The following is a 16001-nucleotide window of genomic DNA, read 5'->3' on the forward strand; positions in this document are numbered from 1 at the left end:
CGCTCCCACACAAGCCCGCTCTCACATTTGCACCGTGTACATTCTTTGGGCACAAAAAAACGCCCCGAACCAGTCGGGGCGTTTTTGCTAGCAACCGATCAATGCATCAATCAGTGCTGGTGACCGCCTTCACCGTGAACGTGGCCGTGAGCCACTTCTTCCTGGGAAGCGTCGCGGATGGCAACGATCTTCACTTGGAAGTTCAGGCGCTGGCCAGCCAGCGGGTGGTTGCCGTCAACGGTGACGTCGTCGCCGTCCAGATCACGGATGGTGACGATCTGCATTTGGCCGTCCGGCGCGGAAGCGTGGAACTGCATGCCCACTTCCAGCTCGTCAACGCCTTCGAACATGCTGCGGCTCAGGGTGCTGACCAGTTCGGCCGAGTACTCGCCGTAGGCATCTTCAGGTTCTACGGCAACCGTCAGTTCATCACCGACGTTCTTGCCTTCCAGAGCCTTTTCCAGGCCTGGGATGATGTTACCTGCGCCTTGCAGGTAGACCAGCGGCGCGCCGCCGGCGGAGCTGTCGATGACCTCACCAGCGTCGTTGGTCAGGGTATAGTCGATGGAGACAGCCTTGTTAGCGGCGATCGTCATGGGGCGAGACCTTTTGCATAAGAATGAAGAACGGACAAGTCTAAACAAGGATTTGCCCGAAAGCGAACAGAACCCGGACAGACGGGGTCGCACACGCGACTCGACGGTCACCGGTTTTCATCTGGACGACGACCAGCATTGGGTTGCCGAGCTTTCTTGCGGCCACACCCAGCACCTGCGCCACCAGCCGCCATGGCAGTCCCGCGCCTGGGTGCTCGACCCCGCACAGCGTCAGAAAAAAATAGGCCAGCCCTTTGCCTGCGGCTGGTGTGCGCAAGCGCACGAATAACGATAACCTTGGCGCCTGATTCGCGGTAGACACTCAGCCATAGAGCGTCACCCAAGCCATGCACCTCTAGAGAATTCGCATGCAGACTTTTTTTATCGCGCCCACCGATTTTGGTGTGGGTCTGACCTCCATCAGCCTTGGGCTGGTGCGTACCCTTGAGCGGGCCGGGCTGAAAGTCGGGTTCTTCAAGCCCATTGCCCAGCCGCACCCCGGCGACACCGGCCCCGAACGCTCCACCGAACTGGTGGCGCGCACCCACGGCTTGAAGCCGCCACAACCCCTGGGCCTGGCCCATGTGGAGCGCATGCTCGGCGACGGCCAGCTCGATGAGCTGCTCGAAGAAATCATCACCCTGTATCAACAGGCCGCCGTGGGCAAGGATGTGCTGATCGTCGAAGGCATGGTGCCGACCCGCAGCGCCAGCTATGCCGCCCGGGTCAACCTGCACCTGGCCAAGAGCCTGGATGCGGAAGTGATCCTGGTCTCGGCCCCGGAAAACGAAGTGCTCACCGAACTCTCCGGCCGTGTGGAATTGCAGGCCCAGCTGTTTGGCGGCCCAAAAGACCCGAAAGTGCTCGGCGTCATCCTCAACAAGGTGCGCACCGACGAAAGCATGGAGGTCTTCTCCGCACGCCTGAAGGAACATTCGCCCCTGCTGCGCAGCGGTGATTTCCGCCTGCTTGGCTGCATTCCCTACCAGCCGGAACTCAACGCCCCACGCACCCGCGACGTGGCCGACCTGATGGGCGCGCAGATCCTCAACGCCGGCGACTACGAAAGCCGGCGCATGACCAAGATCATCATTTGCGCGCGCACCATGCGCAACACCGTGGAACTGCTCAAGCCCGGCGTGCTGGTGGTAACGCCCGGCGACCGCGATGACATCATCCTCGCCGTCAGCCTGGCCGCGATCAACGGCGTGCCCCTGGCCGGCCTGCTGCTGACCAGCGACACCCTGCCCGACCCGCGCATCATGGACCTGTGCCGTGGCGCGTTCCAGGCCGGGCTGCCGGTGCTGTCGGTGAGCACCGGCTCCTACGACACCGCCAACCAGCTCAACAGCCTCAACAAGGAAATCCCCATCGATGACCGCGAGCGCGCGGAGATCATCACCGATTTCGTCGCCAGCCACCTTGATGCGCGCTGGCTGCACCAACGCTGCGGCACGCCACGGGAGATGCGCCTGTCGCCGGCGGTGTTCCGCTACCAGTTGATCCAGCGCGCCCAGGCGGCCAACAAGCGCATCGTCCTGCCAGAAGGCAGCGAGCCGCTGACCGTGCAAGCCGCCGCCATCTGCCAGGCGCGTGGGATTGCCCGTTGCGTGTTGCTGGCCAAACCGGCGGACGTGGAAGCCGTCGCCCGCGCCCAAGGCATCGAATTGCCCGAAGGCCTGGAGATTCTCGACCCGGACTTGATCCGCCAGCGCTACGTCGAACCGATGGTGGCCCTGCGCAAGAGCAAAAGCCTCAACGCGCCGATGGCCGAGCAGCAACTGGAAGACACCGTGGTGATCGCCACCATGATGCTGGCGCTGGATGAAGTGGACGGCCTGGTCTCCGGCGTCATTCACTCCACCGCCAACACCATCCGCCCCGCCCTGCAGCTTATTAAAACGGCGCCGGGCTGCACCTTGGTGTCGTCGGTGTTCTTCATGCTGTTCCCGGAGCAGGTGCTGGTGTACGGCGACTGCGTGATGAACCCGCACCCAAGCGCGGCGGAACTGGCGGAGATTGCCTTGCAAAGCGCCGACTCGGCCGCCGCGTTCGGCATTACGCCGCGCGTGGCGATGATCAGCTATTCCAGCGGCGATTCGGCCAGCGGCGAAGAAGTGGAAAAAGTCCGCGAAGCCACCCTGCTCGCCCACGAACAGCAAAGCTCGCTGCTGATCGACGGCCCGCTGCAATACGACGCCGCCGCCAACGAAAACGTGGCCCGCCAATTGGCGCCGAACAGCCTGGTCGCCGGCAAAGCCACCGTGTTCGTATTCCCCGACCTGAACACCGGCAACACCACCCACAAGGCCGTGCAACGCAGCGCCGATTGCGTGAGCCTGGGGCCAATGCTCCAAGGCCTGCGCAAACCGGTCAACGACCTGCCACGCGGCGCCCAGGTGGATGACATCGTGTACACCATCGCACTGACTGCGATCCAAGCCGCCAACCGACCTATGGATATCTAAATGCTGGATTTTCTACCTGCCGCCCTGCGCGGGGTGATCGCGTCGTTGTTGCTGACGCTGAACACGATCCTGTTGTGTTCGTTCCTGTTTATCGTCGCGCTGTTCAAGGCGCTGCCGTTCTCCAAGCGCTTCAGTGAATGGCTGATGAACCACACCCACGAAGCCTGGGTGACCAACAACAAAGGCTGGATGAACCTGGTGCGCCGCACACGCTGGCACATCAAGGGCCTGGAAGGCCTGGACTACCAGCACTCGTACCTGGTGACCAGCAACCACCAGAGCTGGGTCGACATCATGGTGTTGCAGTACGTGCTCAATCGCCGGATTCGCCCACTCAAATTCTTCCTCAAGCAGGAACTGATCTGGGTGCCGGTGATTGGCTTGGCGTGGTGGGCGCTGGGCTTTCCGTTCATGAAGCGCTACACCAAGGCGTACCTGGAAAAGCACCCGGAGAAGAAAGGCAAGGATCTGGAAACCACCCGCAAGACCTGTGCGAAGTTTCGCGACAACCCAGTGGGCATTTTCAACTTTGCCGAAGGCACGCGGTTTACCCCGGGCAAGCATGCGCAGCAGAAATCGCCGTTCCGTTATCTGCTCAAGCCCAAGGCCGGCGGGATCGCATTTGTGCTGGACGCCATGGGTGAGCAGTTGAAATCACTGGTGAACGTGACCATTCACTATCCTGCTGGGCGCCCTGGTTATTGGGATTTGTTGTGCGGGAATGTGCAGGACGTGGTGGTGCAGTTTGAAGAGGTGCAGATCCCGGCTGAGTTCATTGGCAAGAATTATGAGCAGGATGGGGAGTATCGGACGGCGTTCCAGGGTTGGATCAATAAGCTGTGGGAAGACAAAGACCAACTGCTGGAAAAACTGCACACACAATTCCCAGGCAAACAGTAATCCAAATGTGGGAGCGGGCTTGCTCGCGAAAGCGATGTGTCAGTCAGCAAATGTATCGACTGATCCACCGCATTCGCGAGCAAGCCCGCTCCCACATTTGACCGAGTTGTTTTCAAGCCCTACAAAAAAGCCCGCCACCGATTACTCGATGGCGGGCTTTTTTGTAGCCGCAACCCTTAGATCGCGCCGCGCTGACGCAACAGCTCCAGCACTTGCTTGACGCTCTCTTCCAGCGACAACGCCTGGGTGTCGATCACCAGGTCGGCATTCAACGGCACGTCGTACGGGAAGGACTCACCTGGGATGTTATCCCCACCGGCAGCATACAAGCCCTGCGGATCACGCTCGGCACACACCAGCGGCGACGCCTGCACGTAGACCGTCAGCAAACGATCACCGCCGATCAGGGCCTTGGCCTGTTCACGGCCTTCGGCATCCGGTGCGACAAACGCCGCCAGGGTCAGCAGGCCCGCTTCGTTGAACTGACGCGCCACGTGCGCGGCACGACGCCAGTTCTCGGTGCGGCCGGCACGGTCTTGCGGCAAGCCTTTGTTCAGGTCGTGACGCAGGTTCTGGCCATCCAGGACGAATACCGCACGGCCCATGTCGAACAGCTTGCGCTCAACCGCATAGGCCAGGGTGCTCTTGCCCGCGCCCGACAGGCCGCTGAACAGCACGGTGGCCGGTTGCTGGCCGAAGCGCTGTGCACGTTCTTCGGTGGCCACGTGGGCCAACTTGCCGTGCTGCGCCGAACTGCCGTGGGTCACCGGCGGCGCGATGATCATGCCCGCCGCCACGGTGCCGTTGGTCAAACGGTCGATGACGATGAACGCACCGGTGGTGCGGTTGCTGTCGTAACCGTCCAGGGCGATGGCGGCGTCGAGGCTGACCTTGACCCGGCCGATCTCGTTCAATTGCAGCGAACTCGCCGGGCCTTCGGCCAGGGTGTTCACGTCCACGCGGTGCACGATGCTGGTGATGGAACCCGGCACGTAGCTGGTGGCGCGCTTGATGTCGTATTTCTTGCCCGGCAGCATCGGCTCTTCGGCCATCCACACCAGCATGGCGTCGAAGGCGTCGGTCACTTGCGGCACGTTGTCGGCATGTACCAACAGGTCGCCACGGGAGATGTCGATCTCGTCTTCCATGGTCAGGGTCACGGCCTGACCAGGACCTGCGTGCTCCAGTTCACCTTCAAAGGTGACGATGGATTTGACGCGGCTGCTCTTGCCCGACGGCAGCACCACGACTTCGTCGCCCTTGTGCACAATGCCGCTGGCCAGGGTGCCGGCAAACCCACGGAAGTTCAGGTTCGGACGGTTGACGTACTGCACCGGGAAACGCAGGTCGGTGTAGTTGCGGTCGTTGGCGATCTCGACGGTTTCGAGGATCTCCATCAGCGACTGGCCGGTGTACCAAGGCGAACGCTCGCTCTTGTTCACCACGTTGTCGCCCTTGAGCGCCGACATTGGCACAAAGGCCATGGTGCTCGGTTTGAACGCGATACCTTCGGCGAACTTCAGGTAATCGGCCTTGATCGACTCGAATACGCTTTGGTCAAAGCCGTTGATGTCCATCTTGTTGACGGCAATCACGATGTGCTTGATGCCCAGCAACGAGGCGATATAGCTGTGGCGACGGGTCTGGGTCTGCACGCCATAGCGGGCGTCGATCAGGATGATCGCCAGGTCACAGGTGGACGCACCGGTGGCCATGTTGCGGGTGTACTGCTCATGGCCGGGGGTGTCGGCGATGATGAATTTGCGCTTGGCGGTAGAGAAGTAGCGGTACGCGACATCGATGGTGATGCCCTGCTCACGCTCGGCCTGCAGGCCGTCGACCAGCAATGCCAGGTCGATGTCGTCACCGGTGGTGCCGACTTTCTTCGAATCGCGGGTGATGGCTTCCAGGTGATCTTCGTAGATCATCTTGGAGTCGTGCAGCAGGCGCCCGATCAGGGTGCTCTTGCCGTCGTCGACGTTGCCGCAGGTCAGGAAGCGCAACATTTCCTTGCGCTCGTGCTGGCCCAGGTAGGCGAGGATGTCCTCGCTGATCAAATCAGATACGTGCGACATGACAACCCCTTAGAAATAACCCTGACGTTTTTTATCTTCCATCGAGCCTGCACCATCGTGGTCGATGACACGGCCCTGGCGCTCGGAAGTTCGCGTCAGGAGCATTTCCTGAATGATGTCCGTCAGCGTCTCGGCTTCGGACTCCACCGCGCCCGTCAACGGGTAGCAGCCAAGGGTACGGAAACGTACTTTCTTTTTGACGATTCGGGCTTTGTCTTCGTCGGACAAGTGCTCAAGGATGCGGTCGTCGTCGATCATGATCAACGTGCCGTTCTTCTCGATCACTTCACGCTCGGCGGCGAAGTACAGCGGCACGATCGGAATGCCTTCGAGGTAGATGTACTGCCAGATGTCCAGCTCGGTCCAGTTGGACAGCGGGAACACACGGATCGACTCACCCTTGTTGACGTTGCCGTTGTAGACGTTCCACAGCTCCGGGCGCTGGTTCTTCGGGTCCCAGCGGTGCTTGCTGTCGCGGAACGAGTACACACGCTCTTTGGCGCGGGATTTCTCTTCATCGCGACGGGCACCGCCAAATGCTGCGTCGAAACCATGCTTGTCCAGGGCTTGCTTGAGGCCCTCGGTCTTCATGATGTCGGTGTGCTTGGCGCTGCCGTGGGTGAACGGGTTGATGCCCTGCGCCACGCCATCCGGGTTGACGTGGGTGATCAGGTCCAGGCCAAGCTCTTCGACCATCTTGTCGCGGAACTTGTACATCTCCTGGAATTTCCACTGGGTGTCCACGTGCATCACCGGGAACGGCAGCTTGCCCGGAAAGAACGCCTTGCGTGCCAGGTGCAGCATCACGGCGGAGTCTTTACCGATCGAGTAGAGCATCACCGGGTTATCGAACTCGGCGGCGACCTCGCGGATGATGTGGATGCTTTCCGCCTCCAGCTGTTTCAGATGCGTCAGTTTGTCGACCATGGTTACTCACGGAAAAACGATCTTATGGACGGCCAGCGGGCCGTGTTCGAGCGGGGCATGCTAGCACAGCACCTTCTTCTAATCAGGGAGCTGGCTAGATCGAAACGGTATATGAATATGCCCCCAGGTTTGGGCCGAACTCGGTCAACTGTGGGAGCGGGCTTGCTCGCGAATGCGGTGGTTCAGTCAAAACATCTGTGACTGATACTCCGCCTTCGCGAGCAAGCCCGCTCCCACACAAGCCCTTTCCACATGAGTTCTGTGGTGGGGCTTAGATCGGATTTGGACAGTCGATGAACAGATGCTCCAGCGCAAACCGCCGCGCCAGGTAATCCCCCAGCGCCTGCACACCGTAACGCTCGGTGGCGTGATGACCGGCGGCAATAAAGCTGATGTCGTTTTCCCGCGCACTGTGAAAGGTCTGCTCGGACGCTTCGCCGCTGAGGAACAGATCGACGCCAGCTGCAATCCCATGGTCGATGTAACCCTGGCCACCGCCAGTGCACCAACCCACGCGCCGGATCATCTCGCTGCCTTCTATCAGCAGCGGCTCGCGGCCCATGACTTCCTGTACGCGGCGGGCGAAATCACGCGGCGACAACGGCTCGGCAAGGGAGCCGACCAGGCCGACGACCTTGGCGTCATTGGGGTCCAGCGGGCCTTCGACGGTGATGTCCAGCTGGCGCGCAAGCTGCACGTTGTTGCCCACATCGGGGTGCAGGTCCAGCGGCAGGTGGTAGGCCAGCAGGCTGATGTCGTGCTTGAGCAGGGTTTTCAGGCGGCGCTGCTTCATGCCGGTGATGCAGGGGTTTTCGCCTTTCCAGAAATAACCGTGGTGCACCAGCACCAGGTCAGCCCCGGCTTCGACGGCGGCGTCCAGCAGGGCTTGGCTGGCGGTCACGCCGCTGACGATGCGCATTACCTGCGGGCGCCCTTCCACTTGCAAGCCATTGGGACAGTAATCGGCGATTTTGGAGCTGTTCAGGTAGCGGTCAGCTTCATCGACTAATGTGCTCAGGGCAACGGCCATAAAAGACTCCTAAATATCCCGTTCGAAGGCACTCACAGCCTCGTATAATGCGCGACATTATGGGCGCTCTCCCGCCCCCTGCAACCTGTCAGGACTTACTTGATGCTCAAGGCACTGCGTTTTTTTGGATGGCCATTGTTGGCTGGCGTGCTGATCGCGATGCTGATCATTCAGCGTTATCCCCAGTGGGTGGGCTTGCCCAGCCTGGATGTAAACATGCAGCAGGCACCGCAAACCAACGCGGTGGTGCAAGGCCCGGTGACCTATGCGGACGCGGTGGTCATCGCTGCGCCAGCCGTGGTCAACCTGTACACCACCAAGGTCATCAACAAACCGGCGCACCCGTTGTTTGAAGACCCGCAGTTCCGTCGCTATTTCGGCGACAACGGGCCCAAGCAGCGGCGCATGGAGTCGAGCCTGGGTTCGGGCGTGATCATGAGCCCGGAAGGCTACATCCTCACCAACAACCACGTGACCACCGGCGCCGACCAGATCGTGGTGGCCTTGCGTGACGGCCGCGAAACCCTGGCCCGCGTGGTCGGCAGCGACCCGGAAACCGACCTGGCGGTGCTCAAGATCGACCTGAAAAGCCTGCCCTCCATCACCCTCGGCCGCTCCGACGGCCTGCGCGTGGGTGACGTGGCATTGGCCATCGGCAACCCGTTCGGCGTCGGCCAGACGGTGACCATGGGCATTATCAGCGCCACCGGACGTAACCAGCTCGGCCTGAACAGCTACGAAGATTTCATCCAGACCGACGCCGCGATCAACCCCGGCAACTCCGGCGGTGCGCTGGTGGATGCCAATGGCAACCTGACCGGCATCAACACGGCGATTTTCTCCAAGTCCGGCGGCTCCCAGGGCATCGGCTTTGCGATCCCGGTGAAGCTGGCGACGGAAGTGATGAAGTCGATCATCGAGCACGGCCAGGTGATTCGCGGCTGGCTGGGCATTGAAGTGCAGCCGCTGACCAAGGACCTGGCCGAGTCGTTTGGCCTGACCGGGCGCCCGGGCATCGTGGTCGCGGGGATCTTCCGTGACGGCCCGGCGCAGAAAGCCGGCCTGCAACTGGGCGACGTGATCCTCAGCATCGACGGCGAACCGGCCGGCGATGGCCGCAAGTCGATGAACCAGGTGGCGCGGATCAAGCCGACCGACAAGGTGAGCATCTTGGTCATGCGCAATGGCAAAGAGATCAAGTTGTCAGCGGAAATCGGCCTGCGCCCACCGCCGGCGCCAGTGAAAGAAGAGGAATAAATACCCTCGCCCAGGTGCCTGTTCGCAGGCACCTGTAAGCTTATATTTCATAGCGATTCATTCTCATCTGTCATGTTATATTGTTTCAATATCGCTATTGGAACGCTCTATCATGCCGTCTCGAAGAATCGCCCCCTTGGCTGGCCTGGCCTTGGGCTTGCTGCTCGACCCCGCCTTTGCCGAAGACAACACCCTGGAACTCGACACCATCAGCGTCACCAGCGACGCCTACGAGTCCGCCACCAGCCCGGTCAAAGGCTACCTCGCCACCCGCTCGGCCAGCGCAACCAAAACTGACACGGCGCTACGCGACATCCCACAATCCATCAGCGTGATTCCCGCCACGGTGCTCAAGGACCTGGGCAGCACCAGCGTCGAGCGCGCCCTGGAATTTGCCGGCGGCGTGTCCAAGCAAAACAACTTCGGCGGCCTGACGCTTTACGAATACAGCGTGCGCGGCTTCACCACGTCCGAGTTCTACCAGGACGGCTTCAGCGCCAACCGTGGTTACCCGAGCACCCCGGACGCGGCCAATATCGAGCGCATCGAAGTGCTCAAGGGCCCCGCCGCCAGCCTGTACGGGCGTGGCGATCCTGGCGGCACGGTGAATATCGTCACCAAGAAACCCCAGCCCGAGGCCTTCACCACCCTGCAAACCAGCGCCGGCAGTTGGGACCGCTACCGCACCGCCCTCGACGTCAACACCCCGCTGGACAGCGAAGGCCACGTGCTGTCGCGGGTCAACCTGGCGGTGGAAGACAACCACAGCTTCCGCGATCACGTGCAGAGCAAACGGGTATTCGTCGCGCCGTCGTTCAGTTGGCAGCTGGACCCGGACACCACGCTTCTTGTCGAAAGCGAATTCGTACGCCACAGCTCCACCTTCGACCGTGGCATCGTCGCCGCCCCTGGCGTATCGCGTTCCACCTTCCTCGGCGAGCCCAACGACGGCGACATCGACAACCACAACAACCGCCTCCAGGCCGCCCTCGAGCATCACCTCAACGATGCCTGGAGCCTGCGCCTGGCCAGCCACTACAAACAAGGCAGCCTGTGGGGCGACGCCTCGGAAAACCGTGCGCTGAACGCCGATGGCCACACCCTCAACCGCCGCTACCGCGAACGCTCCATGGGCTGGCACGACAGCATCACCCAGTTGGAACTGCGCGGCCTGTTCGACATCGGCAGTTGGCAGCATGAGTTACTGGTGGGCACGGAATACGAGGACTACCGCAAGAAGGAACGCGTGACCGCGATTGCCGGCAGCCCCTACGCCATCGACCTCTACAACCCGGTCTACGGCCAGGCCAAACCCAACGGCGCGCGCGGCGGCACCGACTTCTTCGAGCAAACCAAAAGCCACGCGCTGAACCTGCAAGACCAGATCGTCTTCACCGACCGCCTGCGCGGCATGCTCGGTGCGCGCTTCGAGCACTTCGAACAACACATCGACAACTACATCGGCAACACCCCGCCGACCAAGCAAACCCACGACGCCCTCACCCAGCGCGCCGGCTTGCTATACCAGCTCACGTCGCAAGTCGGCGTGTTCGCCAACGCCTCCACCTCGTTCAAACCCAACAGCGGCCTGGACGCCAACAACAAAGGCTTCAAGCCCGAGGAAGGCGTGGGCTACGAAGTGGGGATCAAGAGCGAGCTGTTCGACGACCGCCTCAGCACCACCCTCGCCGCGTTCCATATCGAAAAGGAAAACGTGCTCACCCTGGACCCGGCCACCAACCTCAACCGCGCCATGGGCAAGGCCCGCAGCCAGGGCTTTGACCTGCAACTGACCGGGCAAGTGACGGATGCCGTACGGGTGATTGGCGCGTTTGCCTACATCGATGCCGAAGTGACCAAGGGCGATAAAGCCATTCCCGCTGGCAGCCGCATCCTCGGCGTGGCCAAGCGCAGCGGCAGCCTGTTGGGGGTGTATGAATTCCAGGACGGCGCGTTGCGCGGGTCGGACGTGGGCGCGGCGTTTACTTATGTGGGGGATCGTTCCGGTGAGGCCGGCACGAGCTTTGAGCTGCCGGCGTATCACACCGTGGATTTGTTGGCGCATTACAAGGCCACGGAGAATGTCACCGTGGGTTTGAACCTGAATAATCTGTTCGATGAAAAATATTACGAGCGGTCCTACAGCAGCTATTGGGTCAACCCGGGTGAACCGCGCAACCTAACCGTCAGCCTAACCCTCAATTTGTAACGCGGTAAAAACTGTGGGAGCGGGCTTGCTCGCGAATGCCGTATGTCAGTCACTTATTATTTGACTGATCCACCGCATTCGCGAGCAAGCCCGCTCCCACATTTTGATCTTCACTTGGTTCGGTTACAGCGTTGCCGGCGCCCGCTCACACAAGGCATTCAACGCCTTCGCCCATTGCGGATCATCATTCAGGCACGGCACCAGCACCAACTCCTCGCCCCCCGCCTCGCGGAACTGCTCCAGCCCGCGATCACCAATTTCCTCCAGCGTCTCGATGCAGTCGGCGACAAACGCCGGGCACATCACCAGCAGCTTTTTCACGCCTTGCTGGGCCAGGGTTTCCAGGCGAGCTTCGGTGTAGGGTTCAATCCATTTCGCCCGGCCCAGGCGCGATTGAAAGGCCACCGACCATTTATCTTCCGGCAAGCCCATGCGCGCGGCAAAATCCCGCGCCACGCTGAAACACTGCCCGCGATAACAGGTAGCGCGCACTTGCGCCGAGGCGTTCGCGCAGCAATCGGTGGCGCCGTCGAAGGTGTGGCCAGGGTTGAGCTTTTGCAGGTGCCGCTCCGGCAAGCCGTGGAAGCTGAACAGCAGGTGATCGTAATCCTGCTGCAAATGCGGCTTGGCGCTGGCCACCAGGGCGTCGAGGTATTCCGGTTGGTCGTAGAAGGGTTGCAGGATCGCCAACGGCAGGTCGAGCTTTTTCTCTCGCAGCACGCGGCGGGCTTCCTCGACCACGGTGGTCACGGTGCTGTCGGCAAACTGCGGGTACAACGGCGCCAGGGTGACCTTGCGAATGCCCTGACTGGCGAGACGGGTCAGCACGCTTTCAATCGACGGCTCGCCGTAGCGCATCGCCAATTCCACCGGGCCGTGGGTCCACTGCGTGGTCATTTGCTGTTGCAGGCGGCGGCTGAGCACCACCAGCGGCGAGCCCTCCTCCCACCAGATCGAGGCGTAGGCGTGGGCCGACTGCTCGGGGCGCTTGATCAGGATCAGCGACACCAGCAAGCGCCGCACCGGCCACGGCAGGTCGATCACATAAGGGTCCATCAGAAACTGATTGAGGTAGCTGCGCACATCAGCCACCGAAGTGGACGCCGGTGAACCCAGGTTGACCAGTAATAACGCGTGATCCGTCATGCAACATCCTATGGCTAGAGGCGGCTGGACAAGTCGTCCAGGGCCGCGCGCAACTCAGTGAACTGAAAAGTGTAACCGGCCGCCAGCAGCCGTTCGGGGACGGCCTTCTGCCCGCCCAACAGCAACCCGGACAACTCGCCCAGCCCGACCTTCAGCGCAAACGCCGGCATGGGCATGAACGCCGGGCGGTGCAACACCTGGCCCAAGGTCTTGGCAAACTCGCGGTTGCGCACCGGGTGCGGCGCGCACGCATTATAAGGACCGCTGGCCTGTGCGTTGTGCAGAAGAAAATCAATCAGGCCGATTTGATCCTTGATATGCACCCACGGCATCCACTGCCGACCGTTGCCAATCGGCCCGCCCAGCGCCAGTTTGAAGGGCAGCAACAGGCGCGACAAAAAGCCGCCCTCGGCCGCCAGCACCAGGCCGGTGCGCACCAGTACCACACGAAGCCCCAAGGCCTCGGCGCGCTGGGCGGTTTCTTCCCAGGCGACACACAACTGGCTGGGAAAATCGTCTTGCACCGGGCCGCTGGCTTCGGTCAATTCGCGCTCGCCACCATCGCCGTACCAGCCCACCGCCGAACCAGAGATCAACACCGCCGGTTTTTGCGCCAGACTTTCCAGCCACGCCAGCAGGGTTTCGGTCAGGCCGATGCGGCTGCTCCACAACAGTGCCTTGCGCTTGTGGGTCCACGGGCGGTCGGCAATGGGCGCGCCGGCCAGATTAATGACCGCGTCCACCGGGCCGATAACCTGTTGTAGGCGGCCGACTCCCGACACCTGAGCGCCGCAGACCTTGGCGACCTGTTCCGGGTGGCGGCTCCACACGGTCAGGCGATGACCCTGGGCAAGCCAGTGTTGGCAAAGTTGGCGGCCGATCAAGCCGGTACCGCCGGTCAGCAAAATATGCATGGGACGCTCCTCATGTAACGTTCGCTGCCGATCACTGGTCTATTTTATAGGCAGGGATCATTTGTAATCGGGCGTAACGTTGGCTTAAGCCTCTGCTTTAACCATAGGTCACACCGTATAGAACAGGTACGCCAAAACTTATACCAAAAAACAATATTGTACAGCTATTGGTGTCGGCGTAGTCTGTACCCAACGGTAAAACGAGGCCTCCCATGACTGTTCCCATCGCGATCATCGGCACCGGCATCGCCGGTCTCTCCGCCGCCCGAGCGTTACGAGACGCGGGGCACGTTGTACAACTCTTCGATAAAAGCCGCGGCAGTGGCGGCCGCATGTCCAGCAAGCGCAGCGATGCCGGCGCCCTGGACATGGGCGCGCAATACTTCACCGCCCGCGACCGGCGCTTCGTCAACGAAGTGCAGCGCTGGCAAAGCAACGGCTGGGCCGCGCAGTGGAAACCCCAACTGTACAACTTCAAATCCGGCCAACTCACCCCCTCCCCCGATGAACAGATCCGCTGGGTCGGTACACCGCGCATGAGCGCGATCACCCGCGCCCTGCTCGACGACTTGCCGGTGACGTTCGGTTGCCGCATCACCGAAGTCTTCCAGGGCACCCAACACTGGAACCTGCTCGATGCCGACGGCGGCAACCACGGCCCGTTCAGCCATGTGGTCATCGCCACGCCCGCGCCCCAGGCCACCGCCCTGCTGGCGGCCGCGCCCAAGCTGGCCAGCGCCGCCGCCGGCGTGAAGATGGACCCGACCTGGGCCATCGCCCTGGCGTTCGACACGCCCTTGGACACGCCGATGGAAGGCTGCTTCGTGCAAGACAGCCCCCTCGACTGGCTGGCCCGCAACCGCAGCAAGCCGGGGCGCGACGACACCCTCGACACCTGGGTACTGCACGCCACCAGCGCCTGGAGCAAGGCCCACCTGGACCTGCCCAAAGAAGCGGTGATCGAACACCTGCACGGCGCTTTCGCCGAACTGTTGCACAGCGCCATGCCCGCGCCGTCCTTCAGCCTGGCGCACCGCTGGCTCTACGCGCGCCCGTCCGCCAGCCATGAATTCGGCGTGCTCGCCGACGCCGACCTCGGCCTGTACGTGTGCGGCGACTGGTGCCTGTCCGGGCGCGTGGAAGGGGCCTGGCTCAGCGGCCAGGAAGTGGCACGGCGCTTGATCGAGCACCTGCAATGAACCGCATCAACCCCGCCAAATTGCTGCTGTCCAAATGGACAGCAGCGCACCCGCGCAACAAGGAAAAACACTTCCTGGTGACCGAACTGTTTCGCGACGACGAAGGCACCGTGCTGGCTATCGAACTGCAAGCGGTGATGACCCGGCGCGCCGAGCGCCTGGCGTGGCAGACCCTGCAAAATGCCGACGACTGGAAGATCGGCTGGCAATAGTCCGACCGCACAACCTGTACAAATAATTTGACTTGTACAACATCGGACCTATGATGAGATTTAGTTGTACAAGATAAACATCTTGTACAGGAATCTTGCCGGGGTTTGCCTATGTCCAGCACCAAACCGAAGATCGCCATCAGCGCCTGCCTGCTCGGCGAGAACGTGCGCTTCAACGGCGGGCACAAACAATCCCTGCTGTGCAGCCAGACCCTCGCCGACTATTTCGACTTTGTGCCGCTGTGCCCTGAAGTCGCCATTGGCCTGGGCATTCCCCGCGAGCCGATCCGCCTGGTGGGCGACCCCGCCCACCCGCAAGCCGTCGGCACCGTACACACCGAGCTGAACGTAACCCAGCCCCTGCACGACTACGGCCTGCAGATGGCCGAACAACACACCGACCTGTGCGGCTACATTTTCATGCAGAAGTCGCCGTCCTGCGGCCTGGAACGGGTCAAGGTCTACCGCGCCAACGGCACGCCAGTGGACGGTGGCGGACGCGGCATCTACGCCCAGGCCTTCTGCGCCCAGCACCCCAACCTGCCGGTAGAAGAAGACGGTCGGCTGAATGACCCGGTGCTGCGGGAAAACTTCCTGACCCGCGTGTTTGTCTACGCCAGCTGGCAGCAACTGCTCGCCGACGGCCTGAGCCGCCACCGCTTGCTGGCCTTTCACTCGCGCTACAAATACTTGCTGATGGCCCACAGCCCGGCGCACTACAAGCGCCTCGGCCACTTGCTGGGCAGCATGGGCAAAGGCGTCAACCTGGATGAACTGGCCGCCTGCTATTTCAGCGACCTGATGACCGGCCTGACCCAGTGCGCCACACGAGGCACCCACACCAACGTGCTGCAACACATCAGCGGCCACCTCAAACAGGCCATCAGCGCCGACGACAAGCAGGAAATGCAAACCGTCATCGGCCAATACCGCCACGGCATCGTGCCGCTGGTGGTGCCGTTGACCTTGCTCAAGCATCACTTTCGCCAACACCCGGACCGCTACATCGCGCAGCAGGCCTACCTGCAACCGCACCCGGAAAACCTCAGCCTGCGTAATGCGATCTAA

General features: G+C 61.8%; 14 protein-coding genes. 8 read left to right on the plus strand and 6 right to left on the minus strand.

The window, feature by feature from the left end:
* Positions 1 to 110: 110 nt before the first annotated feature.
* Positions 111 to 596, minus strand: coding sequence for a peptidylprolyl isomerase (locus DBR46_RS29420; protein WP_016976314.1), 486 nt, complete (start codon positions 594 to 596; stop codon positions 111 to 113).
* On the opposite strand from DBR46_RS29420, the gene DBR46_RS29425 reads away from it, so the two are divergent.
* The 3 genes from DBR46_RS29425 (at position 595) to DBR46_RS29435 (ending at position 3964) form a co-directional block, all read left to right on the plus strand.
* Positions 595 to 885, plus strand: a complete 291-nt coding sequence (locus DBR46_RS29425) for a DUF3565 domain-containing protein (RefSeq protein WP_124529956.1) — start codon at positions 595 to 597, stop codon at positions 883 to 885. The genes DBR46_RS29420 and DBR46_RS29425 overlap by 2 nt on opposite strands.
* Before the next feature lie 79 nt (positions 886 to 964).
* The gene (gene pta / locus DBR46_RS29430; protein WP_124529837.1) at positions 965 to 3064 is read left to right on the plus strand and encodes a phosphate acetyltransferase; all 2100 of its coding nucleotides are present in this window, start codon (positions 965 to 967) and stop codon (positions 3062 to 3064) included.
* Positions 3065 to 3964 carry an acyltransferase gene (locus DBR46_RS29435; RefSeq protein ID WP_124529839.1) on the plus strand — a complete coding sequence of 300 codons (900 nt, stop codon included), beginning with the start codon at positions 3065 to 3067 and terminating at the stop codon, positions 3962 to 3964.
* Between the two features lie 176 nt (positions 3965 to 4140).
* Here the strand turns inward: DBR46_RS29435 and cysN are convergent, their stop codons facing one another.
* From cysN to DBR46_RS29460, 3 genes are all read right to left on the minus strand, one after another.
* The gene (gene cysN / locus DBR46_RS29445) at positions 4141 to 6039 is read right to left on the minus strand and encodes a sulfate adenylyltransferase subunit CysN (RefSeq protein ID WP_017735180.1); all 1899 of its coding nucleotides are present in this window, start codon (positions 6037 to 6039) and stop codon (positions 4141 to 4143) included.
* 9 nt (positions 6040 to 6048) lie between these two features.
* Entirely contained in the window at positions 6049 to 6966 is a 918-nt protein-coding gene (gene cysD, locus DBR46_RS29450; protein WP_124529841.1) for a sulfate adenylyltransferase subunit CysD, read from the minus strand.
* 271 nt (positions 6967 to 7237) lie between these two features.
* Positions 7238 to 7996: a Nif3-like dinuclear metal center hexameric protein gene (locus DBR46_RS29460; RefSeq protein WP_124529844.1), complete on the minus strand. Its 759-nt coding sequence runs from the start codon at positions 7994 to 7996 to the stop codon at positions 7238 to 7240.
* A gap of 102 nt (positions 7997 to 8098) precedes the next feature.
* On the opposite strand from DBR46_RS29460, the gene algW reads away from it, so the two are divergent.
* On the plus strand, positions 8099 to 9253 hold the full coding sequence (gene algW / locus DBR46_RS29465; protein WP_124529846.1) for a Do family serine endopeptidase AlgW: 1155 nt from the start codon (positions 8099 to 8101) through the stop codon (positions 9251 to 9253).
* A 112-nt stretch (positions 9254 to 9365) separates the two neighbouring features.
* The gene (locus DBR46_RS29470; protein WP_124529848.1) at positions 9366 to 11462 is read left to right on the plus strand and encodes a TonB-dependent siderophore receptor; all 2097 of its coding nucleotides are present in this window, start codon (positions 9366 to 9368) and stop codon (positions 11460 to 11462) included.
* Positions 11463 to 11585: 123 nt separating this feature from the next.
* Here DBR46_RS29470 and hemH read toward each other — a convergent pair whose 3' ends face one another.
* A complete protein-coding gene (hemH, locus tag DBR46_RS29475; RefSeq protein WP_124529850.1) occupies positions 11586 to 12608 on the minus strand; it encodes a ferrochelatase in 1023 nt (340 codons plus the stop codon).
* A 14-nt stretch (positions 12609 to 12622) separates the two neighbouring features.
* Positions 12623 to 13522, minus strand: coding sequence for a TIGR01777 family oxidoreductase (locus DBR46_RS29480; protein ID WP_124529852.1), 900 nt, complete (start codon positions 13520 to 13522; stop codon positions 12623 to 12625).
* Between the two features lie 212 nt (positions 13523 to 13734).
* On the opposite strand from DBR46_RS29480, the gene DBR46_RS29485 reads away from it, so the two are divergent.
* The 3 genes from DBR46_RS29485 (at position 13735) to DBR46_RS29495 (ending at position 16001) form a co-directional block, all read left to right on the plus strand.
* Positions 13735 to 14721, plus strand: coding sequence for an NAD(P)/FAD-dependent oxidoreductase (locus DBR46_RS29485; protein WP_124529854.1), 987 nt, complete (start codon positions 13735 to 13737; stop codon positions 14719 to 14721).
* Positions 14718 to 14933, plus strand: coding sequence for a TIGR02450 family Trp-rich protein (locus tag DBR46_RS29490; protein WP_124529856.1), 216 nt, complete (start codon positions 14718 to 14720; stop codon positions 14931 to 14933). Before DBR46_RS29485 ends, DBR46_RS29490 begins: the two co-directional genes overlap by 4 nt.
* Positions 14934 to 15044: 111 nt before the next feature.
* Positions 15045 to 16001, plus strand: coding sequence for a DUF523 and DUF1722 domain-containing protein (locus tag DBR46_RS29495; RefSeq protein WP_124529858.1), 957 nt, complete (start codon positions 15045 to 15047; stop codon positions 15999 to 16001).

Source organism: Pseudomonas sp. KBW05 (assembly GCF_003852405.1).
Lineage (GTDB): Bacteria > Pseudomonadota > Gammaproteobacteria > Pseudomonadales > Pseudomonadaceae > Aquipseudomonas.

Excerpts from the sequence above, each read along its gene's own strand:
- DBR46_RS29425 (WP_124529956.1), top strand. The coding sequence starts at position 595 with ATGGGGCGAGACCTTTTGCATAAGAATGAAGAACGGACAAGTCTAAAC.
- DBR46_RS29420 (WP_016976314.1), bottom strand. The coding sequence starts at position 596 with ATGACGATCGCCGCTAACAAGGCTGTCTCCATCGACTATACCCTGACC.
- pta (WP_124529837.1), top strand. The coding sequence starts at position 965 with ATGCAGACTTTTTTTATCGCGCCCACCGATTTTGGTGTGGGTCTGACC.
- DBR46_RS29435 (WP_124529839.1), top strand. The coding sequence starts at position 3,065 with ATGCTGGATTTTCTACCTGCCGCCCTGCGCGGGGTGATCGCGTCGTTG.
- cysN (WP_017735180.1), bottom strand. The coding sequence starts at position 6,039 with ATGTCGCACGTATCTGATTTGATCAGCGAGGACATCCTCGCCTACCTG.
- cysD (WP_124529841.1), bottom strand. The coding sequence starts at position 6,966 with ATGGTCGACAAACTGACGCATCTGAAACAGCTGGAGGCGGAAAGCATC.
- DBR46_RS29460 (WP_124529844.1), bottom strand. The coding sequence starts at position 7,996 with ATGGCCGTTGCCCTGAGCACATTAGTCGATGAAGCTGACCGCTACCTG.
- algW (WP_124529846.1), top strand. The coding sequence starts at position 8,099 with ATGCTCAAGGCACTGCGTTTTTTTGGATGGCCATTGTTGGCTGGCGTG.
- DBR46_RS29470 (WP_124529848.1), top strand. The coding sequence starts at position 9,366 with ATGCCGTCTCGAAGAATCGCCCCCTTGGCTGGCCTGGCCTTGGGCTTG.
- hemH (WP_124529850.1), bottom strand. The coding sequence starts at position 12,608 with ATGACGGATCACGCGTTATTACTGGTCAACCTGGGTTCACCGGCGTCC.
- DBR46_RS29480 (WP_124529852.1), bottom strand. The coding sequence starts at position 13,522 with ATGCATATTTTGCTGACCGGCGGTACCGGCTTGATCGGCCGCCAACTT.
- DBR46_RS29485 (WP_124529854.1), top strand. The coding sequence starts at position 13,735 with ATGACTGTTCCCATCGCGATCATCGGCACCGGCATCGCCGGTCTCTCC.
- DBR46_RS29490 (WP_124529856.1), top strand. The coding sequence starts at position 14,718 with ATGAACCGCATCAACCCCGCCAAATTGCTGCTGTCCAAATGGACAGCA.
- DBR46_RS29495 (WP_124529858.1), top strand. The coding sequence starts at position 15,045 with ATGTCCAGCACCAAACCGAAGATCGCCATCAGCGCCTGCCTGCTCGGC.